Below are 20,103 nucleotides of genomic sequence, written 5' to 3' on the forward strand. Positions count from 1 at the left end.
AACGCTGACAGCAACGCGGGTCATGACAGCCGCCCGTCAAGCTTGCCGAGCGCCTGACGCATCGCGTCAAGGTTGGCGTGAGCGTAGACCTTGAGCGTGATCTTCACGTCCGCGTGCCGGGCGATGGCCTGGACGACGTGCGGCGGGACGCCCAGCTCCATCAACAGGGACACGACCGTGTGCCGCAGGTCGTGCAGGCGGACACCGGGCAGGCCGGCGGCCTCCCGGAGCCGAGCGAACGAGCGGCTGAGGTTGGTCGGCTCCAACGGGGTGCCCCGCTCGGAGGGGAAGACCAAGCCGTGGTCTTTCCAGACCTCGGCGAGCGCGGCTCGCTCGGCTTGCTGCCGCTCCTGGTGCTCCAGCAGAGCGAGCCAGGTGACCTCAGGCAGCGGCAACACCGCCTCGGAGTCCTCGGTTTTGGCGTCCAGGACGTGGAGCTGTCCCGCCACCCGCTGGACGGTCTGCTGAACCCGCAGGGTGCCTTCGTCCAGGTCGACGTCCGACCAGCGGAGCCCGACAAGTTCACCGCGCCGCAAGCCCATCGTGGCGGCCACGACGTAGAGGGCGTGGAGTCGATGTCCAGCGGAGGCGGCGAGGATCTTGCGCACCTGGTCGACCGACAGCCCCTTGCCGACCTTGTAGCGGGGCGAGGGAATCCGGACGAGCTTGGCGACGTTGCGGGACACCAGCTCCTCGCGCATGGCGTGTTGGAGCGCGTTGCGCAGCACCGCATGCACGAACTGAATCTGTCGCGCACTGGGGTAGCTCTGGCAGCAGCGGCCAACCGAGCAGCACCGCCGGTCAGCAGGGCGGATCTTGTCGAGGCCGTTGGTGCAGCAAAGGCACTTACGCCGGAAGTCGTCCATGAACGCCTTGACGTGCTGGACCTGCAAGCCGTCGAGGCGTTTGGTGCCGAGTGCCGGGATCAGGTGCAGCCGGACGGCGCTCTCGTAGCCACGGGCGGTGGTGGGCTTGAGGTCGGTGACATAGGCCGCCAGCCAGTAGGGCAGATAGTCGGCGAGCTTCCAGGCCCGGTCGGGCACGGGGATGCCGCGCTGTGATCGTGATTTCAGCTCGACGAGCTTGGCGTGTGCTTCCTCCCAGGTGGCCCCGTAGACGAACTTGCGTTTGCGGGTGCCGTCGGTGGCGAGGACGTATGCCTGTCCGACCCAGCGACCGTCGCTGGAGCGCTGATAGATGGAGCCTTCGCCGTTGGGGTTGCGGCGGGCGTTGGTCTGGCGGGGCTTGGGCTGCTTGGGCATCAGGCGGCTTCTTCCGTGAGCATGTTGATCGTCTCGTCGATAGCGGCGGCGGGGATGAGGCGGCGGCTACCGACCTTGAAGGAGCGCAGCCGGCCGGAGCGGATCAGGTCGTAGGTGAGCGAGCGGCCGATGCCGAGCGCTCGGGCGGCTTCCTCGACGCGCAGCACGCGAGGAGTGATCGGAGAGGGGTTGTCCAACAGTTGGCCTTCCTCGTGTGGCGGGACAGGGATCAAGCGGCAGCCGGCGCAGCGTCGGCCGGGTTGGTGCCGAGTTCGTGCACGAGTTCTTCGCGGCCGGTGGTTCGTCGCTCTCGGGCGAGGGCGGCGGCGGTGTTGGCGAGGAGTGCGTCTCCGGTGGTGTGCCAGCCGACGCCGGCGAAGGTGAGGGTGCCGACGATGAGCGTGGTGTCCTCGCCGAGTTGGTCGGCGGGTGGGCCGCCGGCGGTGGGGTGCTCGTGGGCCTGGTCCTCGTGCCGCCGGTACGCGATGCGGGTGTCGCGTAGGAGTTGGAAGGTGACCGAGTAGCGGCGGCCTTTGGTGAGGAAGTGGCCGCCGTAGCCGAGCATGTGCGCCCACCGCCGTAGCCGGGCGTACGGGTTGGCCGTCGCTGGTTTCGTCGGTTCAGCGTCAAGGGCGGCTTGACGGGTGGCGACGCAGACCGGGCAGGCGGCGTAGCGGGTGTGGGTGCCGCAGTCGGGGCACTCCCAGCGCTGGACGAAGCCGGGCCGGGGCCGAGGCTCGCGGGGCCGCTGCGAGAGCGGCATGGGCGTGCCGGTGGGTCGGCCGATGCGCCAGCAGGCGTCGATGAGGCGGGCGGTGTGGTCGCCGTCGGGGTCGGCGTAGTCGCCGATGGTTTCCGCAGTCAGGCGGGTGGAGGTGTGCCCGGTGGCCTCGGTGCTCTTTGTGGCGTACTTGGCAAGGTAGCCGGCGACCATGCCATCGGTGACCTCACCGTTCCCGCTGGTGCTGATGGGCCGGATGTCGAGGCCCTTGGACGGGTCTCCCCAGGCGATCGGCCAGCCCTCGGGCCGGTCGGGGTGGCTTGGGGTGTGGAAGGCGATCTGTTCGGCGGCGTGGCGGAGCGCGTCGACGAGGTCGGCGACGGTGAACTCAGCCGGCGGGGGGACGACCGCGTCAAGGTCGAGCGCGTTGACGCCGTCGAGGCGGGCGATGGCGTGGAAGTGGACCGCTCCCCGGGCTTGAAGTTCGGCGACCTTCCCGGGCGAGAGCCGGACTGGGGCGACCTTGCGGGTGTTGCCGGAGGCGGTGACGATCTCGACGCGGGGGATGCCGCGTCGGCGGGCGAGTTTGGTTAGGTAGCGTTCCGCGGCTTGCTTGGTGCGGTGCCACAGTTCGCCGGAGAATAGGTTCCAGACGGCCTGGTGGTCGTGGTCGTAGCAGTCGAGGCACAGCGGCTGGCCGAGGACGGCGTCGCCGGGCTCGTGGCGTGCCCAGCAGACGGCGGGCCGGCCGTGGGGGCAGAGGCCGGCGGCGGGGTCGGTGGCGCGGCGGGCGTGGCACGGCTCGGCGCGGCAGTCGCAGCGCTTGCGGTTGCCGCAGGTGTGCTTGCGCACGACGCGGGCGTGGACCGGCCCGAACGACGGTGCGGTGAACGTGGCGAAGACCGCTGGATGCTCGGCGACCGACTCCGGAACGCCCTTGCCGCCGACCAGGCCGGCGCGCAGGAGCTGGAACGCGTCGCGCTGGTAGGTGTGGGCGCAGGAGGGGCAGACGGTGGCGCGGCGGTTTCCGCAGGCGGTGTAGATGACCGAGTCGGGCATCCCGTCGGTGTGCCGCTGGCCAAGCACGCGGCCGGTGGCGGGGTCGACGGTGAGGAGCTGGCCGGCGAGCCGGATGGGTCGGGTGCAGCCGGCGGCGGGGCGGACGTGTTCGAGCCAGCCGAAGTAGTCGGGTTGGGTGGCGCGTTCGAAGGCGGAGCCGGCGGCGGTGTAGCCGTAGACGATGGTGTCGGCGTTCGAGCCCACCCCCCGGGCCGAAGCGCGGGGGGTGAGGTCCAGCGTCGAGGCCATCAAGCCGCCACCCCAGACGGGTGGTGGTTGGTGATGGTGCGTTCGGTGACGATGACCCGGCAGGCGCCGCATTGGCGCTTGGCCGGCTCGTGCCGATGGCAGGGAACCGTGACGGTCTGTCCGCCGCAGCGGATGGTGACCGGTGCCCGGCAAGGGCCGCCGGGGGTGACGTCGACGAGCACGCGGCGGGTGTCGTACGGGTGCGGCTCGGGTTCGACGGGGCAGGTGTGCAGGGTGTGCACGATGTCGACGAGGTAGATGGTCATCGAGCACCACCAGCGATGGTGGTGAGGAGTTGCCCGGCGACGGCCGGGGCGACGTCGAGCCGGTCGGCCAGCTCGGCTGGCGTGATCGGGGTTCCGGTGGACTGTTCGTGCTGCACGGCCGCGAACCGGGCCATGGGCAGCAGGTGGGTAGGGACGTCGACCGGCTCCGGGGCCGGCACGGTGACAGGCTCCGGCTCGACCACAGCCGGTGTGGTGGCTGGCTCAGCGGCCGGGATGGGTGCCGGTTCGGGTGCCGGGGTGATGGCGGCCGGCGGTTCGGTGGTGACCTCCTCGGCCACCTGGACGCGGATCGGTGCGGCCGGTTCAGCCGGCGGCCTGGTGTCCTCCCGCACAGGGGCAGGAGCGAGGACGAGCTTCACCAGGGCCATAAAGGCCAGGGCCGGAACGGCCGAGAGCAGCCATCCGGACGGGCCGGCCTTGGCGACCGCCAACTGTGCGGCCAGGGACAGGCCGGCGGCGGCGATGAGCAGGAACAGCGGGTAGCCGATTGGAGCGCCGGCCCGGCGGCGACGGCGGATGGTCAACAGGGAGGCGATGGGAACGAGTTCGGAGATGACGGCGTTGGCCCAGCCGAACCACTCCCCGGTCCCAGCCGGGGAGTTGGCGAGGGTCCAGTCCTTGACGTGGGTGAACGAGGCGGCACCGGCGAAGCCGGCGACGGTGAGCAGGATGAGGACCAGGACGACACCCTCGACGCGGGTGCCGGTGGTGCGGTCAGTGCCCGGCATCGGTGGTCACCTCCCCGGAGGTGACGGCACGTTGTTCGGCGGCCAAGCCGGCGAGGCCGACGCGAATACCGGCGCAGGTGTTGCAGCCTTGGCCGTCGGGGACGGCACAGTCGGCGAGGTGGGCTTCCTGGACGATGCGCAGGCTCTCGGCGTAGTAGCCGGACAGGAACCGCTCGAAGGACAGGGGGCCGCGCCTGGCGAAGTCGCCGGCGAGGGCATTCACGACGTAGTCGTCGGGGGTCATCCGCTCCTGAGCGGCGAGGTTCACGGTGGCGGTGGTCATCGGGCACCTCCCGGGGTGCAGTCGAGGCAGGAGCCGGTACGGCGGGGCATGTAGTAGGGCTTCACCTGCTGGCAGTGGCGGCAGGTCCGCCGGGCGCGCAGGGCTTTGGCGATGGCGTCCCGCTGGGCGGGGGTGGCGGTGCGTTTGGGTGCGGCGAGGTCGAGGCGGTAGAGGTAGGCGACGCGCTTGCCGCGCCGCCAGAGGATCTGCGCGACCGGGTCATGCCCTCCGGGTCGGAGGCCGGCGGCACGCAGTTGCCGGCGAGTGGCCAGGCCGTCCGGGGCCAGCCGGTACGGGTAGGTCGGGAAGCCGGTGCGAGTGCCGGCCGGGTCGTAGGTGGTGGTCATGGCTGGCCTCCCCAGCGCTGCTGGGCGGCCTGCCGGGAGATGCCCAGCCGCTGGCCGATCTCGGCCCACGAGTAGCCGAAGGCGCGGAGGCCGATGACGGCTTCGCCGATGGCGTCGTCGAGGTTGGCCGAGAGGGCGACCAGGTCGCGGAGGGCTTCGACGTCGCCGGTGGCGACGCGGCGGCCGTGGGCGCGGATGATGCGGCGAGCGAAGGCCGCGAACTCGTCGTTCTCGACGACATCCCGCCGCTTGCGACGGGGGACGCAGGGTGTCAAGGTCGGCTTGACGGTGCTCATCGGTTCTCGCCTCCCTGGGTGTGGAGGCGGTCCCACTCGTCAGCGGCCTTCTCAAGGGCGGTGATGACCTGCTCGGCGGTACGCGCCGGGTCGTCGTTCCACGAGAAGGGCGAGGTGTGCTCGTCGACGAGGAAGCCGTCCTCGTCGATGACGCAGATGGGCTCGCAGTCGTCGAGGTAGGTGGTGAGGACGCCGACCGTCTGGCGGAAGGTGACCTGGGTGTCCAGGTCGAGGCCGTAGAAGTGCTCGACGCGGTGTCCGGCGCAGGCGATGCCGATAGCCCCGACGGCGCAGGCCGGCGGGGTCGGGAAGTCGGCGGGGAAGAGGTTGTTGTAGTAGGTGCCCTGGTGCCAGCCGTGCCGGCGCAGGTAGAGGGCAGCGCACCGGAGCAGGTCAGCGGGTGTGACCTGGACTTCGGTGGTCGGGTTTTGGGTAGCCTTCATGGCAGCCACGTCCTTTCGGTAGGGCTGTTGGTTGGTGGTCGGCAGGACCAGCTCTGCTGCCAGGCGATGACCTGGTCCTGTCGGCCGATTACTGAGTGCGGAGCCGCAGGTAGCGGCGGTGGCGGGTGTCGTCGCCCCCCATGGACTGCGGCGGGCCGACGTAGACGAGTCGGCCGCTGGCGGAGGCGACCTGGACCATGGCGGCGATCTCCGCCGGTTGGGCGATGATCCAGATTTCGGCGTACTGCGCGGCCCGCTGCTGGTTGGCGCGGGCGTAGGCCCGTTCCCGGGTGGTCATGCCGGCCGCCGCAATGGGTAGGGCGGTGCGGGCGGCAGCGGGTCGGCGTCGGGCCAGATGACCAGTCCCCGGCTTCCGCAGACGAAGCAGAGCAGGTAGTAGCGGTCCCCGATCGTCGGCAGGTATGCCTGCCACTCGATGAGCAGGTGGTCCCGGCAGGTGTGGGTGCCGTCTGCCCTCTCCCGAGCGGCGATGACGTCGGCGAAGATGTCGACGACAGGGAGCGCCGGCCACTCGCGGGGGTGGTGGTTGTCGTAGACGATGCTGTCGGCCAGTTCGGTGAAGCCGGAGCAGAGGATTTGCTTCCAGAGGTCGCCGCAGAAGGTGCACCGCCACCACTGGATTTCTTCCAGCCGGTCAGTGCGGTCGCCGTACTCGGCGTCTTCCAGCTCGGCGTATTCGTGGCACTCGTGATCCGATACCGGCGCAGGGATACTCATGCTGCTGCTCCCAGGTCGAGTCGAGTGAGGTCGGGGATGAGATCCGGTAACCGGCGGGGCCGTCGGATCCAGGCCGCGTAGTCCGCGATCCCCGCGATCTGCGCGTCGGTGAGGTAGGCGACCTTGATCCGCTGCGGGGTGCCGCCTTCGGCGATGAGGTAGGCCGCGCCCTGGTTGGTGGGCTGGATGTCGGTGGCCGTGTAGCCCTGCTCGGCCCACCCGTGGCCGAGGACGATGTTTGAGCTGTTGGGTGTGGTGCAGCGGAACGCGGCCCGGTAGCCGAACAGGTCCCGCAGGCTGGTGGGGATGATGTCGAAGGACGGCCGCTGGGTGGCGGCCACGACCGGGATGCCGGCGGCGCGGCCCCGTGCCACGAGGTCGCGCAGGAGGGCGACGAACTCTTCCTGTTCCTGCTTGGTGCCGACGGTGGCGGAGTAGAAGGCGATTTCGTCGACCAGGACGGTGATGACGGACAGGCCGTCGGCGGCGGTGACTTTGCGGCGCCCGTGGGCGCGTAGCCAGGCGTATCGGTTGTTCATGACGACCTGGAGCCGCTTGAGGACGTCGAGGGCGGCGGTGATGTCGGGGCCGATGAACGCGTCCGCGCAGTCCTCCCACTGCCCGAGTTCGACGAGCTTGCCGTCGAGCAGCACGAGCCGGGAGTCCACGCTGAGGGCGGCGTGGGCGGCGATGGTGTTGAGCAGTCCGGATTTGCCTCCGCCGGGTTCGCCGCCGGCGAGGAGGTTGCGGTAGGCGAGGGTGATGTTCACGTGCTGACCGAACTCGTCGATGCCGACGAAGATGGGGTCGAACATCGACAGGCCAGGCCCCACCGGTATGCCGGCGGTCGGGGCGGGTGTCGTGGTGGTCATAGGTGTGCCCTCCTTGGGCTTGGTGGGCGCGGAGAGCCACACGAACGAGCCCGCAGGGCTCTCCGCGTCCGGTTGGTGTTGGGGTTAGATCCAGTCGGAGACGTCGTCCTCGGGAGCCGAGGGCGAAGCCGCGGGCTTGCTGCCGTTGGCGGTGGTGGCCGGCTTCTTGGCGGCCGGCTTGCCCTGCGTCGGCAGGGAGACGGTGGGGACGTCGACGTCGGGCAGGTCCAGGGCGGTCGGCACGGTGCCGGTGATCCGCTCGGCTGCCGGAGTGCTGTCAGGGTTGATGACGTCGACCAGCGGGGAGCCCACGTTGGCGGTGAGCACCTCGCGGCGTTTGATGTCGAACCGCAGGTAGGCGGCGTTACCGTCCGAGGCCCGCTCGACCAGGGCGGTGGAGGCGTGGCAGGCGACCGCGATCCGGTCGAGACGCCCTTCCAGGTCGGCTAGGGACAGGCCGGGGCGCAGGTAGACCCAGACCCGCTCGCCGACGGGGGTGGGCTTGGCCCACAGGATCAGCGGCAGGCTGCCGGAGCGGTTGGCGATGATGAACTGCGCGAAGCACACGCGCAGCCGGTGCCGCACGAACAGGCACATGGCCCACCCGAACACCGTGCGGCGGATGACCGGCACAGCAGCCGGGACGCCGACGACCAGGGCGACGACCGCCGCAGTGACGGGCATGGTGGTGTGGTTGGCCAGCTGGATCCAGCCAGCGCCGAGGAAGGCGGTGATCCCGATTTCGGGGGTCCACCACCACAGCAGCCGCAGCACCGGCCAAATCCGAACGAGGACCCAGACGATCCCGCCGAGGGGGACGCCGATGAGGGCACCGAGGAACAGGGCGAGGATGGGGTGGATGTAGGAAGCGGCCACCACGGCCGAGAGAAGGCCGACGATGACCGCCGTGAGGATGAACGCCAGCCGGGCGTTCCGCGCGGAGGAGCGGTGAACCTGGGCCTCGATGACCGTCACCGTTCCGCTGCTTCTGCCGCCGAAGGGGCGGCGAGGGCTAGACTTGGACACGACGAGTCCTCCCTTGCGAGGGTGGATGAGTTGGAGGGCACGGGGTCGGCAGATGTAGGAGTCGGACCGACCCCGCGCCAGCTCTTGCGGGGATGCCACCACCACAGGTGGTGACCGGGCCGGGAGCGTAGGAGTCGGAACCACTCCCGGACCGTTCTTCAGTTGATCAGCGGACCTCAGGCCGCTTCAGGCGAGACACCACGAGGCTTCACACAGCACGCTGTGGAAGGACTACTTGGCCGCCGAACCAGCCTTCGGCTTCAGCGAGATCGCACGGAACGCGACGCCGTTGCGCCCGTTGGTCGCCCACGGAATGGCCTCCAACTGCTCGACCTCGATGAGCTGCCCCACCATCACGCCCGGCTTCTCACCCGCCGTGGTGATGGTGATGACCTCACCGCCCGTCTCGTCGAGAACGAAGACCTGGGTGGACCACATGGGCCGGCCAGTGTTCTTCTCCGACCGCTGGTTGCCGTTCTGGTCGTTCTTCGGCTCCGGGTCCTTCGACACCGTCACCTGCTTCGCCTTGGTGTCCACGTACAGCTTCACGAGATACCTCCGAGGGTCATCGAGCGCGTCCCGTTTGGACGACTGCTCCTTGGCTGAACCCAGCATCGCTCGCGAGAGTGTTTCATCGATACGGCACCGATATCGCATCCAAGACTTCTGATTATCATGATGTCTCATCTCTGTCTCATCTGTGCTAGCCTCCATACATGACAGTCACTGGCGTTGAGGCTGCGGGAACCCGGTTGAAGGTGCTGCTTCAGCAGCGGCATTGGCAGACCTACAGGACGTTTTGCCAGGAGTACGACCGGGCTGCCGGCACGATCGACCGCGCACTCATCGGACGGTGGCCGAGTAGAGCTCAGCTGCACCGCTGGCTATCCGGCAGCGTCAAGAGAATGCCGTACCCGGACCATTGCCGGGTCCTAGAAGCAATGTTTCCGGAGTGGACTGCCGAGCAGCTTTTCGAGCCATGCAAGTCAGAGCCGAGTGTGCCCACCATCACCGCGCATCCAGCCAGCGCCACGGGCGATACAAGCCTGAGCAGCCAAGGACTCAGAATCCATCTGGACCTGACTGAGGAAGACAACCGAGCTGTTGCCCAACGGATCAGAACGGCCCGCAGCATCTTCTTCGCAGCGCACACCGGCTACAACGCAATGGTTTCGCAGTACCAGCCTGCAGTGCGTGACGCGATCACCCAGGGCGCGACGCTGCGGGTTGTTGTGTCGGACCCGCACGGGCCGCTGATGAAGGAGCCCGAGTTGACCCGGCGCCTGTGCCCGAGCATCAGGCAAGCTGGTGAAATCGACGACGTCCTCTACGCCTGCGCCAGGCATCGGCTACGCGCCACTCAGGAGGGATTCCCGGTCGAACACGTGCAGGCCAGGACCTATCCCGGACCACCCAGCCTGAACATCCTGCTGGTCGACGGGTGGCTACGCCTGATCCCGTACCTGCCGCTAGTCGATGCTGCCGACTCGCCCGTCTACGAGTACGAGTTCGACCCGGACGAACCGACGCCCCTGATCGGCAAGTACCTCGCAGCAGTTGAGCAGCTATGGGAAGGCTCCGATCACGTCGACCTTGACCATCTGTCCAAGGAACTTCTGGCCTGACATAGAGCAACCTTGCTTGGCCAGTGAACCTGGGCCGAGGAATTACGATGACGCCGTGGAGAAGATGCAGCTGCGACGGCTCCCGGTAACGATGCCTCCGATCCCACCCGGGGGCGGGCGGATCCAGTCGCCGGCGGGCGAGCTGGCCCAGGTGGTCAACGGAGACAGCTACAAGTTCCTTGCCTACGTGGAGTTCCGGCCGGACGCTAGCAAGCCACGCGGCAACCACTTCCATGCTCACAAGACGGAGTTGCTGTATTTGATCAGCGGGCGTGTCCGGGCGGTGTATCAAGACCTGGACTCCGGCGAACGAGCGGAGTTGACGCTTGAGCCGGGAGACCTGGTCACCGTGCAGCCGCGGTGCGCGCATGTCTACTACGCGTTGGAGTACTCGCAGGCGGTGGAGCTAGCCGACCATCCGTACGACCCAGCCGACACACATCCATACGAGGTGGGAGACGCAGCCTAGGCGGCCGGCTGCCGGCTGGTTGTTCAAAGTTTCTGTACGTGTTCAAGGCGGCCCTTGACGGGCCGCACGCGCCGCCGCCTGGGCGCGCGCCGGCCGCTGCCGCTGTCGCTCCGCGGCCGTCGCGCCTGACGCCCGGCGGCTGGCGCGGAGAGCGGAGAGCCCGGAGGGCCGCCGCAGCACGACAGGCCGTTGACCGATGAGGGGTTGGGCCGGGCAGCCGGCCGGGCCGCGCGGCCACGAGCCCGCGCGGCGTAGGGGAGCGCACGCCGGCCGCGTCGGCGAGCTGGCGGCGGTCGCGGGGTTGCGGTTAGTGCGCCTCCGGCGGGGGCGCTCCGGCTCCAGGATGGCCGGGGCTCCGTCGGCGGGTCCCGGTCCGTGGGTGGTTGCGGTGGGCCATCCCGCCTGCCGTCGACCCGGGCGAGCCGAGCAGACCACCGCCCGACCCGCCAGCGTCCGAACGAGCCGTCAAGGTCCGCTTGACGTGGCGGGCCGGGCGGCGGCCCGCTCCCCGTAGGGCGGGTCGATGGCAGACGGGATGGCAGTGGCGAGGGCGAAGTCTGTCGCACAATTCTCTGTCGTTACTGCACGACGGGGATCGACGAAGCTCGGCAAGCCAGCGATGATGTCCGCTGTGAGCCTTCTGGGACGTGCAGTGATCGCGCTGACGGGCGTGCTGGTGGTGGTCGGCTTGGTTGTCGCTGCGATTGCGGCAGGCCGGCGGGGGGTGGAGCTAGTTAGCTGGCTGGCAGGCGTCGGGAGCTTTGTGGTGGCAGTAGTGACGTTGTTCGTGACCATTCCTAAAGACAGTTCCGCTGGCCGCCTGTTGCGCTTCTCAGCCCGGGCGCGCGATAACTCACAGGTGTTCCAAGCCGGCGGCAACATCACCGGATCCGGCAATAGTCGGCGAATCCCATGAACGCCCGACAGGTAAAAGGAGCTGGATGGTGGGCGCGGTTCCTTGGTCGGGCAAGCGACAATGCTCAGATCTTGCAGGCTGGCAGGGACATTGTTTATCAACCACAGCCGGCCGGATTGCCCGTACCGCTCACGCCTCCGAGCAAGGTGTGGAATCTGCCCGGTTTAGTGGCAACGTTCGCCGCGCGTGATCTCGAGCTAGAGGCCATAACGGCGCATTTCTCGTCACCGGGAGCCGGGCTCCTTGTACTCTATGGCATTCCGGGAGTCGGCAAGAGCCAGCTGGCGCTGGCATGGGCCCATCGCCATGGCGCAGAGTTGGAGATCGTTTGGCACGTCCGTGCAAGCGACCGACTGGCGGCCGTAGCGGATCTCGCGCAACTGGCCGACCGACTCAAAATCGCATCCGGTGCCGATCAGGAGGAGGCGGCAACGACGGTTGTGAACATGCTTAATGGGCGCTCGGGCTGGCTCCTCCTGTTCGACGACGCCAGGCCAGACTCGGTGCAAGGGCTGTTGCCCTATCGGGGAGGGCATGTGTTGCTGACCTCGCGCAGCCCGAATTGGGGTCCGGTGGCCAGCGGGCAAGAGGTAGGACTATTCGCCCCCCAGGCTGCGGCCACCTTCCTTGATCCCCTGCATGATCCTCCTAGCGATGCAGCGGCTCGGCTGGCCAACCAACTGGGATACCTCCCGCTAGCTTTGGAGCAGGCTAGGGCTTACTGTGCTGCCACCGGCCGCACTCTTGAGGGCTATATAGCCGACTATCGAGAGCAGAGGTTACTGCGGCACGGCATCGACGAGAAACTGCACGCCTCAGTGCACGTGACTGTCGCACTAGCACTGGCGGAGGCCCACCATAGAGAGCCGGCCTCTGCGCAACTTGGATTGCTTTTTGCGCAACTGGCACCCACGTCGATACCACGCGATTTGCCCACAGCCGCATTGCATGTGCTGCCCTTGCCATTACGAAGGGCGATCGAAGAAGGGGCCTCCAGCTTGGACCTCCTCATGGCAACGTTGCTTGATTTGGCGTTGATCACCGTGGAGCGGCCAGGCCAGGTACGTATGCACCAGCTCGTCGCTGAACTCCTCCGCGACCAGGCGCCATCGCAGCCCACGAGGCTGCGTTGGCGACGTCGAGTGGCTAGCGTGCCGGATCACTGGCCTGACACGGCAATTGGGGTGCTAGATGGTGCAATGCAACGCGCCAACCTCGATCCTGCTACCTGGGACCGTTTAGCTCTGCTTCCCCATGCAATTGCGCTCCTAGCGCGGCCGGGCCATGAAAGTCTTGCCGCCGCCTCACTAGCAAACCACTGCGGAGCGTACCTTCACGATTGTGGTGAGTATTCAGCGGCTCGAATGCTGTTTGAAACCGCCGTAGACATTAGAGTGCGAATACTTGGCGGCGAGCACCTAGATACGTTGACTTCCTCGGACTCGCTCGGTCGGGTACTGCGCGAGCTGGGGGACTTTGCCGCTGCGAGGAATCTTCATGAACGGATCCTGGCAGCGTGTCGGCGCACGCTGGGTGATGAGAACCGCTACACGTTGGCGGCAATGGAGGGCTTAGCGTCAGTGTTGCGCAGCCAAGGAGACTTGGCAGCGGCGCGCGAACTGTACGAGCAGATTGTGCCGTTGTCCGAGCGTTTGATGACGGCCGCTGCCATGACCGATGCCCCCAGCTCCCTAGATTTCGCTGTATGGATGAACAACTTCGCTGCAGTAATGGCAGATCAAGGGGAGGTGGAGACTGCCCGGGGAATGCAGGAGCGCGCCCTGACGCTATTCCGGAAGTTGGCAGGCGATGACGCGCCAGGCACGCTTGGAATGATGAACAACCTAGCGAACCTGCTGCGCCGGCAAGAGAACTTGACGGCCGCCCGCGAACTGCTCGAGACAGTCGTGAAAGGAAGCCGGCGGGTACTGGGAGATGAACATCCAAAGACACTAATAGCCCAAGAGAACCTAGCGAAAACGCTGCACGAACAAGGAGACCCCGAATCTGCACGAACGCTCCACGAACAGGTGCTAGCGGCGCGTCGACGGGTATTGGGAGACGAGCATCCGGACACCATTTTGTCCATTCAAGCGGTAGCAGGAATGATTGATGAGCCGTTAGGTGAAGGAAATGATCCAGACTCGCCAAACAAGTCCTGACGTCGTTCGGTGCTAGGTCGTGGGGTGCCACCTGGCCGGGCCGTCGCTGAACCGTCTGGGCCGGCTAAGCCGTCGAGGTGGAGGGATCATACGAGGCAGGGCGAGGCCAGCCTGGACGACGAGCGATGGACCGGCGAGATTATCGGGCACAAGCCGGGCACAACTGACGCCGACAAGGGCTGTCAACCGGTGTAAGGCAACGAGAGACCTCGCCCAGGTCAGGACGCCGATCCGCCCGATCCGAGATGATCCACAGGCCGCCGGAGGGATTCAGGGTTCAAGTCCGGCTTCACCGCCTGGCGTTCGGGCATGGCGACCAACGGGGTGAAGCCTGTCGGACTAGGAGGGATTATCAGAAATCTCGGCCGAAGCCCCTGTTGACTAGGTAGACGCTGGAGCAGAGAGCCGTTACGAAATCGAATAAATATTCTGCGTCCTGCTGCTGATACGACTGCGTTTCAAGATGCTCGATCTCGGCCCTGCGTCGAGCAGCCGCCGTTCCCCATCTGACCAAGCGCTCGTCGATGAGATCCCTGCGGGCCATAGACTCGAGGCCCGGTTCGATGTCGATGCGATCTTCAAAGCGAGCATTCTCCCGAACAACCGCTTCAATGAGCCAGAACGAAAGAGCGCCCACTACGGTGTACAGACCACCGCTGAAAGAGATCCCGATCGACTCGTACACTTCCCGGAAGTAAGGCGGGAGCGATTCCTCGAGCGGGCGCCGGGCAGGCGGTAGAGGTTGGGCACGGGGATTGGTCGCCGTGACACCGTAATACACGTCGCCGTGATAGATGTGCTGGGTGGTTTCGCCGCGCCTATCTACGACTTGGGCTCCTAGTGGGAGCACCTTCAACTCCTGGGCGATTCTCTCGGCTCTGTCTCCCAGCCCGAGTTGCCCGGCGCGTGCGAGTTCGTGCAGCTTAAGGAAGCGCTCGGTATCCCCGCCCAACGCTTGCACGAGTTCCTTAACGACTGCCGGCGACGGGAGTCGATCCTCCCTGAGGGCCGCATGAACCGTGGAAGCGCTAAAGCCGGTCTTCTCGGCCAGGCTTCGCATCGAGGGCTCGCCGCGGTCGAGGTAGAGCTGCCGAAGTTCCATGATCAACTGGGACTCCCCCAGCTGCTCAAGATCAACCTCTGACTTATAGGGACTCATCGGTGATCATCCGTTCGAGCGTGTCCGGAGTTGCAGCCGAACGTTCGGAGACGTAGCCTTGCGGCATCGAACGCGGCCGGACGGGGCCGCCGTCACGACCCGCCCTGGAGGCGAACTATGGTCGATATCCGCTGGCTCGCGCTGGTCGCGGCCTTCGTCGCTGTCACTATGTTGGTCAGGAAGCGGAGCGAGTGGGCGAACGAGCTGCTGACCGCCGCCGCCATAGCCACCCTGCTCATCACCGTCCTCTTCTTCATCCCGGCACCGCCGTTCGGCTGACCTCCAGAGCTGTCCGAACGGTGCCGAACACCAGGGTACACCGGGCGTGAAGGGGATCCGAGAACCCGGGCGAGACGGGTCTCGGATCCCCGGGGCTGCTGACCTCCGTCGGCCCGCGCTCCTCGCGCCGAGGCGAAGCAGCAATGAAGCACCGAACGAGCCGAGCGGTGGCGGCCAGCGACGACATCAGGCGGGGTGAAAGGCGTTTCAGCACGTCAGAAGCGGTGCGGGGGATCGCGTGGGAGGTCGGGAGGCCGGGGTTCTTACTTCCAGCGGAACTGCACGAACCGGCACCCCAACGGGTCATGGACTTGGAACGACAGCTTGGATTGGGTGGAGTTGCCGACAGCAACGGCGACAGCAACCGGCGTGGACGAGGGCGCCCGTCGGCGGAAGCGGGCGGACAGTCGCCCGAGGTCGCGAACGCGGACGGACGACGCCGGACGATCCGCACAGATCTTGTAAGCGAGATGTCGCCGGTTCGATCCCGGCCGGGGGCTCCACGCCTTCACTGGTCAAGACCCGTCCGGCGAGCCCATCAAGGGTCGGCCGAGCGGGCGTCCGACATCGGCGCCGCGCTGCCGCCTGTCGCCTCGATGGGGTGCCCGATGGCAGCGGGCCCGCCCACCGCGACGGTGGACGGGCCCGGGGTCGCCGGCGTTACGCGGCCGGCACGGTGATCGCGACGCCGCTGACGGCACCGCCCGCCGTGGTGTGGATCAGGTCGGGGTACGCCACCCGGCCGTCGCCCACGCTGTAGAGGAGTCTCACGTCCTGCGGGTTGAAACCCTTCATCGTGAAGGTGCCGTCGGCGCGGGGGGACGTCTCCACGCCCGCCCAGTCACCGGTGGTCGGGTCGACCGCGGTGATGGACACGCACCGCAGGCAGGTGCCTTCGGGCACGGTGACCGTGCCGCTGACCGTGCCCGTGGCCGGCAGCGCCACGTCCAGCGCGGTGGTCTCGCCGGCCGTCACCTGCACCGGCGTCGCGGACGACCGGGTCGCCGCGTTGCCGGACCACGCCCACGCATGCCTCCCGTCGAACGCCGGGAAGGCCAGCTTCCACTGGTACGGGCCGAGGTTGCGGATCTGGTACTGACCGCCGGCGTACGTGCAGGAGGAGTTCGGCCCGGCGTTGGCGTCGAAGGCCGGCCAGGTCGGGCTGGGGCAGACATCGGCCACGCCGGCTCCGGTCGCGGCGTCCCGGACGACCCCGGTCACGGTGCCGGCGCCGTCCAGCTTGACGGTCACCCGGATGCGCTCGCCCGGCGTCGGCGCGAAGATCCTGGCCAGGGCCGGGTCGCCGGTTCCGCCACCGGTCGTCGAGACCCACTGCGCTGTGCTCCCCGTCGTACGGCGCGACGAAGAGCCGGAAGTGCTCGGCGGCGAAGAGATTCTTGTAGTCCACCTCGGAACCGCACTGGCCGTACTGCGAGACATCGGTGTGCACCGGGTCGGCCAGGGTGACACGCCCCGCTGACCGGTTCGCAGGTAGCCGCGTCGACGAAGTCGACGTGCAGGCTGACCGACTTCTCTGAGTACACAGGTCATCCAGTCGTCAGCCGGAGACATCACCCTCCATGGATGGTGTCAGGACGGTATCAGTCGGTGGCGACGCCGCCGGTCCCTGCGGCAAACGCCGGCCCACCTTCTCCAGTGGGCCGGCGTTGCAGCCTGCGGCGGAGGTGCCGTCAGCAGTAGGTGTAGCTGCCGCGGCTGCCCCAGGAGCAGCTGTCGATCGCCGTGCCGGCGGAGTTGCGCAGGTAGGCGGCGTCGCCGGTGTTGTTCCACACGTACGAGGACAAGCCCCAGTAGCGGTTGCTGCTGGTGTTGGTGCCCTTGCCGGTGTGGATCACCACGCTGTAGCCGGCCTTGAGGTTGAAGTCGCTGCTGAATTTGTAGACGTGGTTGGACTTGTCGCGCAGGGTCCAGTTCTTGAGGTTGATGGTGGAGCTGCGCTTGTTGGTCAGCCGCACGTACTCCGCGTTCAGGCTGGTGTTCGACCTGTTGTCGGTGCCCGGCGAGTTGTAGTAGACCTTCGTGATCATCACGGCCGGGGTGGCCGCCTGCGCCGGGGCGGCGACGGCCAGCGACCCGCCGACGGCGATGGCGAGGGCCGAGACGAACCCAATCAGCGTCTTCTTCAAGTGGTCCCCCTTTGTTGGGCATGGACGCCGGCGTGAACCCGTCGCCGGCCGGATGCCTCGGCGGCATCACATGCGCGCAGAGCGTAACGGCGGCGAACGGTGGTTTCCCTCCGGAAAGCAGCTGCCAGGGAAACGATGTCTACTTAGGCGTCTGGGAAAAGCCATCCGGCCCGATCTGCGACAAGTTGTCGGAGCCACCGGTGTACAAGAGGCTGGACCAGTTCATCCACCTGCCCGCCGTCCTCAGTTGGAACGGCGGGCGTCGCGTTCGGCGCGCTTGCGCTCGCGCTCCTCCCGGCTCCACTGCTTACGCCGCTCGAGGTCCTGCTTCCACAGGTCGCGGGCCTGCTGGGAGCCGCCCTGGATGGCGTTCTCCACGGTCGGCGGGCCGGCCAGGTTCTTGAACACCCACGACAGGATGCGGCCGCCCTCGCCGGGTGCCTTCTTCTCCTCGGCAGCCATCGTCCACGCTCCGTCCCGCGTCCGCTCGTTGGTGGGCAAATGGTTGGTGCACCAACTATTGGTACGGTAACAGGGTGGCGAGAAGCAGTGCAGGATCGGGTGACCTGAGCGGGATCGACGACCCGCTGGCGCTGGAGCAGCAGGTCTGCTTCGCTCTGTCCGTCGCGGCCCGCGGGGTGGTGGCGGTGTACCGCCCACTGCTCGAACCGATGGGCCTGACCCACCCGCAGTACCTCGTGATGCTCGCGCTGTGGCAGCACGGGCCACTCTCCGTACGCGACCTGAGCCGGCTGCTGCAGCTCGACCCGGGCACCCTGTCGCCGCTGCTCAAACGCCTGGAGGCGAGCGGCTACCTCCAGCGGGAGCGGAACCCGGCCGACGAGCGCAGCCTCGCCGTGACGCTCACCGTCAAGGGCCGGGCCCTGCGCAGTCAGGCCGAGCGGATCCCGCCGGCCATCGTCGAGCGGCTCGGCATGCCGCTCGACGACCTCCGGAAGCTGCACGCCACCCTCACCGAGGTGATCGAGGCCGCCCAGCAGGCCTCGAAGGCGGCCCCGCCACCGGACGACCGCCGGTCATGACCCGGCCCCGCGGGCGGTCGCCGTCGAACCACGACCGCCCGCGGGGGTACGCCGGCGGTCAGCCCCAGTTCTGCGGCGCGGGCTGGCGGGTCGTCGCGTTGATCCGGTTGAAGAAGTTGGTGGTGGCGATCCAGAGCACCAGCGCCGCCAGTTCCTTCTCCCCGAAGTGGCGGGCCGCCTCGTCCCAGATGACGTCCGGCACCGGGTCGCTCCGGTCGGGCAGCCGGGTCGCCGCCTCGGCCAGGGCGAGCGCCGACCGCTCCGCGTCGGTGAAGTACGGCGTCTCGCGCCAGGCGGCCAGCGCGAACAGCCGCTCCTCGGTCTCCCCGTTCTTCCGGGCGTTGCGCGCCCCGGAGTCGACGCAGGCGCTGCATCCGTTGATCTGGCTGGCCCGCAGGTGGACCAGCTCCAGGGTGCTGGCCGGTACGCCCGCCGAGTGCGCCGCCTTGTAGAGCAGGTTGACCCCCTTCGCCGCGTCCGGGAGCAGCGCCGCGGAATTCTGAATACGTGCTTCGAGAGCCATGTCCGTTGGTCCTGTCTTGTTAGGCTGGCCGGCGTTCATCGCCGCCGCGTTGTCGTCCGTCGCCTGGATGTCGAGCGCGGGGCGGATGGCGTGACAGATGTGACAGCGGTCACCCAAGGGCCGCGTCCGGTCGGGATGGCGAGGCGTGAGCGACACCGATCTGCTGGCCCAGCGTTTCGAGGAGCAGCGTCCGCGGCTGCGCGCCGTGGCCCACCGGATGCTCGGCTCGTCGGCCGAGGCGGACGACGCCGTGCAGGACACCTGGCTGCGGCTCAGCCGCGCCGACGTGGACACCATCGACAACCTGCCGGGCTGGCTGACCACCACGGTCGGGCGGGTCTGCCTGGACCGGCTGCGGTCCGGCAGCGTCCGGCACGAACAGGCGGCGGACGTGGCGGGGGACGAGCCGGCCACCGAGGCGCCCGGGGGGCGGGACCCGGAGCAGGAGGCGCTGCTCTCCGAGTCGGTCGGTCAGGCGCTCGAGGTGGTGCTGACCACCCTCGGCCCGACCGAGCGGTTGGTGTTCGTGCTGCACGACATGTTCGCCGTCTCCTTCGACGAGATCGCGCCGGTGGTCGACCGCAGCTCCATCGCCGTCCGGCAGATCGCCAGTCGCGCCCGGCGCCGGGTGCAGACCCGCTCGGCCGACCCGCAGGCCGATCCGGTCCGGAAGCGCCGGGTCGTCGAGGCCTTCCTCGCCGCATCGCGGGAGGGCCGCTTCGACGACCTGGTGAGCCTCCTCGACCCGTACGTGGTGCTGCGTGGCGACGCCGCCGCCGTGCGGATGGGCGGGACCAGCGAGCTCCGCGGCTCGTCCCCGGTGGCCGACTTCTTCAACGGCCGCGCCCAGGGCGCGGTGCCCGCGTTCGTCGACGGGATGCCGGGGGCCGTGGTGGTCGTGGACGGCCGGATCCGGCTGGCGCTCAGCTTCACCGTCACCGACCGGATCATCGGGATCGAGGTGGTGGCCGAACCCGACCAGCTCGGGGCCCTCGACCTGGCGGTCGACGACAGGGTGGCGGGAGCGGGCCGGTGAGTCGGGCGGCCGAGGAGTCCAACCGGGCGATGCTGCGCGCCCGGGACGCCATGGACCGGGCGTACGCCGAGCCGCTGAACATTCCCGCGCTGGCCCGGATCGCGCACGTCTCCGAGGCGCACTTCATCCGCACCTTCCGCGCCACCTTCGGCGAGACCCCGCACCGCTACCTGCAACGCCGGCGCGTCGAGCGGGCCATGTACCTGCTGGTGCGGACCGACCAGCCGGTCACCGAGATCTGCCACGCGGTCGGCTTCGGCAGCCTGGGCACCTTCAGCCGTACCTTCCGGGACATCGTCGGCGAGCCGCCCTCGGCGTACCGGACGCGGAAGACGGTGCCCGCGGCGGTGCCGAACTGCTTCATCAAGGCGTGGATGCGCCCGAGCATCCCCACCTGACCAGCCAATCCATCAGTTTTGGATAAGCAGGGGAC

General features: G+C 68.1%; 28 protein-coding genes and 1 tRNA gene. 10 read left to right on the plus strand and 19 right to left on the minus strand.

Annotation, left to right across the window (positions count from 1 at the left end):
- Window positions 1-20 precede the first annotated feature (20 nt).
- The 14 genes from ACGF4F_RS17040 to ACGF4F_RS17105 all read right to left on the minus strand — a co-directional run bounded on the left by ACGF4F_RS17040 (window position 21) and on the right by ACGF4F_RS17105 (window position 8,860).
- The gene (locus tag ACGF4F_RS17040; RefSeq protein ID WP_393078230.1) at window positions 21-1,262 is read right to left on the minus strand and encodes a tyrosine-type recombinase/integrase; all 1,242 of its coding nucleotides are present in this window, start codon (window positions 1,260-1,262) and stop codon (window positions 21-23) included.
- Window positions 1,262-1,429 carry an excisionase family DNA-binding protein gene (locus ACGF4F_RS17045; RefSeq protein WP_393078233.1) on the minus strand — a complete coding sequence of 56 codons (168 nt, stop codon included), beginning with the start codon at window positions 1,427-1,429 and terminating at the stop codon, window positions 1,262-1,264. Before ACGF4F_RS17045 ends, ACGF4F_RS17040 begins: the two co-directional genes overlap by 1 nt.
- A 62-nt stretch (window positions 1,430-1,491) precedes the next feature.
- Window positions 1,492-3,291 (minus strand): replication initiator, encoded by a 1,800-nt coding sequence (locus ACGF4F_RS17050; RefSeq protein ID WP_393078236.1) that lies wholly within the window; start codon window positions 3,289-3,291, stop codon window positions 1,492-1,494.
- Complete coding sequence (locus tag ACGF4F_RS17055) at window positions 3,291-3,557, minus strand: hypothetical protein (RefSeq protein ID WP_393078239.1); 267 nt, start codon at window positions 3,555-3,557, stop codon at window positions 3,291-3,293. The genes ACGF4F_RS17050 and ACGF4F_RS17055 overlap by 1 nt, the downstream gene beginning before the upstream one ends.
- Window positions 3,554-4,306 carry a hypothetical protein gene (locus ACGF4F_RS17060; RefSeq protein ID WP_393078242.1) on the minus strand — a complete coding sequence of 251 codons (753 nt, stop codon included), beginning with the start codon at window positions 4,304-4,306 and terminating at the stop codon, window positions 3,554-3,556. Before ACGF4F_RS17060 ends, ACGF4F_RS17055 begins: the two co-directional genes overlap by 4 nt.
- Window positions 4,293-4,589, minus strand: coding sequence for a hypothetical protein (locus tag ACGF4F_RS17065; protein WP_393078245.1), 297 nt, complete (start codon window positions 4,587-4,589; stop codon window positions 4,293-4,295). Before ACGF4F_RS17065 ends, ACGF4F_RS17060 begins: the two co-directional genes overlap by 14 nt.
- Window positions 4,586-4,936, minus strand: a complete 351-nt coding sequence (locus ACGF4F_RS17070) for an RRQRL motif-containing zinc-binding protein (protein ID WP_393078248.1) — start codon at window positions 4,934-4,936, stop codon at window positions 4,586-4,588. The genes ACGF4F_RS17065 and ACGF4F_RS17070 overlap by 4 nt, the downstream gene beginning before the upstream one ends.
- Window positions 4,933-5,232, minus strand: coding sequence for a hypothetical protein (locus tag ACGF4F_RS17075; protein ID WP_393078251.1), 300 nt, complete (start codon window positions 5,230-5,232; stop codon window positions 4,933-4,935). Before ACGF4F_RS17075 ends, ACGF4F_RS17070 begins: the two co-directional genes overlap by 4 nt.
- The gene (locus ACGF4F_RS17080; protein WP_393078253.1) at window positions 5,229-5,675 is read right to left on the minus strand and encodes a hypothetical protein; all 447 of its coding nucleotides are present in this window, start codon (window positions 5,673-5,675) and stop codon (window positions 5,229-5,231) included. Before ACGF4F_RS17080 ends, ACGF4F_RS17075 begins: the two co-directional genes overlap by 4 nt.
- Before the next feature lie 88 nt (window positions 5,676-5,763).
- On the minus strand, window positions 5,764-5,973 hold the full coding sequence (locus ACGF4F_RS17085) for a hypothetical protein (protein WP_393078256.1): 210 nt from the start codon (window positions 5,971-5,973) through the stop codon (window positions 5,764-5,766).
- Window positions 5,970-6,413: a hypothetical protein gene (locus ACGF4F_RS17090; protein ID WP_393078259.1), complete on the minus strand. Its 444-nt coding sequence runs from the start codon at window positions 6,411-6,413 to the stop codon at window positions 5,970-5,972. The genes ACGF4F_RS17085 and ACGF4F_RS17090 overlap by 4 nt, the downstream gene beginning before the upstream one ends.
- Window positions 6,410-7,285 carry an FtsK/SpoIIIE domain-containing protein gene (locus tag ACGF4F_RS17095; protein ID WP_393078262.1) on the minus strand — a complete coding sequence of 292 codons (876 nt, stop codon included), beginning with the start codon at window positions 7,283-7,285 and terminating at the stop codon, window positions 6,410-6,412. The genes ACGF4F_RS17090 and ACGF4F_RS17095 overlap by 4 nt, the downstream gene beginning before the upstream one ends.
- Window positions 7,286-7,369: 84 nt before the next feature.
- Entirely contained in the window at window positions 7,370-8,260 is an 891-nt protein-coding gene (locus tag ACGF4F_RS17100) for a hypothetical protein (RefSeq protein ID WP_393078265.1), read from the minus strand.
- Window positions 8,261-8,542: 282 nt separating this feature from the next.
- Window positions 8,543-8,860: a hypothetical protein gene (locus ACGF4F_RS17105; RefSeq protein ID WP_124811937.1), complete on the minus strand. Its 318-nt coding sequence runs from the start codon at window positions 8,858-8,860 to the stop codon at window positions 8,543-8,545.
- A 167-nt stretch (window positions 8,861-9,027) separates the two neighbouring features.
- Here ACGF4F_RS17105 and ACGF4F_RS17110 point away from each other — a divergent pair, with 167 nt between their 5' ends.
- From ACGF4F_RS17110 to ACGF4F_RS17125, 4 genes are all read left to right on the plus strand, one after another.
- Window positions 9,028-9,936, plus strand: coding sequence for a hypothetical protein (locus ACGF4F_RS17110; protein WP_393078268.1), 909 nt, complete (start codon window positions 9,028-9,030; stop codon window positions 9,934-9,936).
- Window positions 9,937-9,991: 55 nt separating this feature from the next.
- Complete coding sequence (locus ACGF4F_RS17115) at window positions 9,992-10,405, plus strand: cupin domain-containing protein (RefSeq protein WP_393078271.1); 414 nt, start codon at window positions 9,992-9,994, stop codon at window positions 10,403-10,405.
- Window positions 10,406-11,057: 652 nt separating this feature from the next.
- Complete coding sequence (locus tag ACGF4F_RS17120; protein WP_393078274.1) at window positions 11,058-11,321, plus strand: hypothetical protein; 264 nt, start codon at window positions 11,058-11,060, stop codon at window positions 11,319-11,321.
- Window positions 11,318-13,483 carry a tetratricopeptide repeat protein gene (locus ACGF4F_RS17125; protein WP_393078276.1) on the plus strand — a complete coding sequence of 722 codons (2,166 nt, stop codon included), beginning with the start codon at window positions 11,318-11,320 and terminating at the stop codon, window positions 13,481-13,483. The genes ACGF4F_RS17120 and ACGF4F_RS17125 overlap by 4 nt, the downstream gene beginning before the upstream one ends.
- A gap of 352 nt (window positions 13,484-13,835) precedes the next feature.
- On the opposite strand, the gene ACGF4F_RS17130 is transcribed toward ACGF4F_RS17125, so the two are convergent.
- Window positions 13,836-14,642, minus strand: coding sequence for a helix-turn-helix domain-containing protein (locus ACGF4F_RS17130; RefSeq protein ID WP_393078279.1), 807 nt, complete (start codon window positions 14,640-14,642; stop codon window positions 13,836-13,838).
- Window positions 14,643-14,759: 117 nt separating this feature from the next.
- Between ACGF4F_RS17130 and ACGF4F_RS17135 the strand changes: the two genes are divergently transcribed.
- Both ACGF4F_RS17135 and ACGF4F_RS17140 read left to right on the plus strand, forming a co-directional pair.
- The gene (locus ACGF4F_RS17135) at window positions 14,760-14,921 is read left to right on the plus strand and encodes a hypothetical protein (protein WP_363896703.1); all 162 of its coding nucleotides are present in this window, start codon (window positions 14,760-14,762) and stop codon (window positions 14,919-14,921) included.
- Window positions 14,922-15,300: 379 nt separating this feature from the next.
- Window positions 15,301-15,424, plus strand: a tRNA-OTHER gene (locus tag ACGF4F_RS17140).
- Between the two features lie 157 nt (window positions 15,425-15,581).
- Here ACGF4F_RS17140 and ACGF4F_RS17145 read toward each other — a convergent pair.
- Entirely contained in the window at window positions 15,582-16,172 is a 591-nt protein-coding gene (locus ACGF4F_RS17145) for a hypothetical protein (RefSeq protein ID WP_393078283.1), read from the minus strand.
- Between the two features lie 4 nt (window positions 16,173-16,176).
- Here ACGF4F_RS17145 and ACGF4F_RS17150 point away from each other — a divergent pair, with 4 nt between their 5' ends.
- Window positions 16,177-16,401, plus strand: a complete 225-nt coding sequence (locus ACGF4F_RS17150) for a hypothetical protein (RefSeq protein WP_357439684.1) — start codon at window positions 16,177-16,179, stop codon at window positions 16,399-16,401.
- A 211-nt stretch (window positions 16,402-16,612) separates the two neighbouring features.
- Here ACGF4F_RS17150 and ACGF4F_RS17155 read toward each other — a convergent pair whose 3' ends face one another.
- Window positions 16,613-17,068, minus strand: coding sequence for a lamin tail domain-containing protein (locus ACGF4F_RS17155; RefSeq protein WP_357439687.1), 456 nt, complete (start codon window positions 17,066-17,068; stop codon window positions 16,613-16,615).
- Window positions 17,069-17,311: 243 nt separating this feature from the next.
- Entirely contained in the window at window positions 17,312-17,530 is a 219-nt protein-coding gene (locus tag ACGF4F_RS17160) for a hypothetical protein (protein ID WP_357439689.1), read from the minus strand.
- Between the two features lie 113 nt (window positions 17,531-17,643).
- Between ACGF4F_RS17160 and ACGF4F_RS17165 the strand changes: the two genes are divergently transcribed.
- Window positions 17,644-18,111 (plus strand): MarR family winged helix-turn-helix transcriptional regulator, encoded by a 468-nt coding sequence (locus ACGF4F_RS17165; protein ID WP_393078441.1) that lies wholly within the window; start codon window positions 17,644-17,646, stop codon window positions 18,109-18,111.
- A 58-nt stretch (window positions 18,112-18,169) separates the two neighbouring features.
- On the opposite strand, the gene ACGF4F_RS17170 is transcribed toward ACGF4F_RS17165, so the two are convergent.
- The gene (locus tag ACGF4F_RS17170; RefSeq protein WP_357439692.1) at window positions 18,170-18,634 is read right to left on the minus strand and encodes a carboxymuconolactone decarboxylase family protein; all 465 of its coding nucleotides are present in this window, start codon (window positions 18,632-18,634) and stop codon (window positions 18,170-18,172) included.
- A 145-nt stretch (window positions 18,635-18,779) separates the two neighbouring features.
- Between ACGF4F_RS17170 and ACGF4F_RS17175 the strand changes: the two genes are divergently transcribed.
- Together ACGF4F_RS17175 and ACGF4F_RS17180 are read left to right on the plus strand one after the other, a co-directional pair.
- The gene (locus ACGF4F_RS17175; RefSeq protein ID WP_393078288.1) at window positions 18,780-19,670 is read left to right on the plus strand and encodes a sigma-70 family RNA polymerase sigma factor; all 891 of its coding nucleotides are present in this window, start codon (window positions 18,780-18,782) and stop codon (window positions 19,668-19,670) included.
- Complete coding sequence (locus ACGF4F_RS17180; protein WP_357439698.1) at window positions 19,667-20,068, plus strand: AraC family transcriptional regulator; 402 nt, start codon at window positions 19,667-19,669, stop codon at window positions 20,066-20,068. Before ACGF4F_RS17175 ends, ACGF4F_RS17180 begins: the two co-directional genes overlap by 4 nt.
- Window positions 20,069-20,103 lie beyond the last annotated feature (35 nt).

Source organism: Micromonospora sp. NPDC047740 (assembly GCF_043204735.1).
In the GTDB taxonomy this organism is placed as follows: Bacteria; Actinomycetota; Actinomycetes; order Mycobacteriales; family Micromonosporaceae; genus Micromonospora.

What these genes read in the sequence shown, in the direction of transcription:
- ACGF4F_RS17040 (WP_393078230.1), bottom strand. Translation starts at nt 1,262, where the DNA reads ATGCCCAAGCAGCCCAAGCCCCGCCAGACCAACGCCCGCCGCAACCCC.
- ACGF4F_RS17050 (WP_393078236.1), bottom strand. Translation starts at nt 3,291, where the DNA reads ATGGCCTCGACGCTGGACCTCACCCCCCGCGCTTCGGCCCGGGGGGTG.
- ACGF4F_RS17055 (WP_393078239.1), bottom strand. Translation starts at nt 3,557, where the DNA reads ATGACCATCTACCTCGTCGACATCGTGCACACCCTGCACACCTGCCCC.
- ACGF4F_RS17060 (WP_393078242.1), bottom strand. Translation starts at nt 4,306, where the DNA reads ATGCCGGGCACTGACCGCACCACCGGCACCCGCGTCGAGGGTGTCGTC.
- ACGF4F_RS17065 (WP_393078245.1), bottom strand. Translation starts at nt 4,589, where the DNA reads ATGACCACCGCCACCGTGAACCTCGCCGCTCAGGAGCGGATGACCCCC.
- ACGF4F_RS17070 (WP_393078248.1), bottom strand. Translation starts at nt 4,936, where the DNA reads ATGACCACCACCTACGACCCGGCCGGCACTCGCACCGGCTTCCCGACC.
- ACGF4F_RS17075 (WP_393078251.1), bottom strand. Translation starts at nt 5,232, where the DNA reads ATGAGCACCGTCAAGCCGACCTTGACACCCTGCGTCCCCCGTCGCAAG.
- ACGF4F_RS17080 (WP_393078253.1), bottom strand. Translation starts at nt 5,675, where the DNA reads ATGAAGGCTACCCAAAACCCGACCACCGAAGTCCAGGTCACACCCGCT.
- ACGF4F_RS17085 (WP_393078256.1), bottom strand. Translation starts at nt 5,973, where the DNA reads ATGACCACCCGGGAACGGGCCTACGCCCGCGCCAACCAGCAGCGGGCC.
- ACGF4F_RS17090 (WP_393078259.1), bottom strand. Translation starts at nt 6,413, where the DNA reads ATGAGTATCCCTGCGCCGGTATCGGATCACGAGTGCCACGAATACGCC.
- ACGF4F_RS17095 (WP_393078262.1), bottom strand. Translation starts at nt 7,285, where the DNA reads ATGACCACCACGACACCCGCCCCGACCGCCGGCATACCGGTGGGGCCT.
- ACGF4F_RS17110 (WP_393078268.1), top strand. Translation starts at nt 9,028, where the DNA reads ATGACAGTCACTGGCGTTGAGGCTGCGGGAACCCGGTTGAAGGTGCTG.
- ACGF4F_RS17125 (WP_393078276.1), top strand. Translation starts at nt 11,318, where the DNA reads ATGAACGCCCGACAGGTAAAAGGAGCTGGATGGTGGGCGCGGTTCCTT.
- ACGF4F_RS17130 (WP_393078279.1), bottom strand. Translation starts at nt 14,642, where the DNA reads ATGAGTCCCTATAAGTCAGAGGTTGATCTTGAGCAGCTGGGGGAGTCC.
- ACGF4F_RS17135 (WP_363896703.1), top strand. Translation starts at nt 14,760, where the DNA reads ATGGTCGATATCCGCTGGCTCGCGCTGGTCGCGGCCTTCGTCGCTGTC.
- ACGF4F_RS17150 (WP_357439684.1), top strand. Translation starts at nt 16,177, where the DNA reads ATGCGCTCGCCCGGCGTCGGCGCGAAGATCCTGGCCAGGGCCGGGTCG.
- ACGF4F_RS17160 (WP_357439689.1), bottom strand. Translation starts at nt 17,530, where the DNA reads ATGGCTGCCGAGGAGAAGAAGGCACCCGGCGAGGGCGGCCGCATCCTG.
- ACGF4F_RS17170 (WP_357439692.1), bottom strand. Translation starts at nt 18,634, where the DNA reads ATGGCTCTCGAAGCACGTATTCAGAATTCCGCGGCGCTGCTCCCGGAC.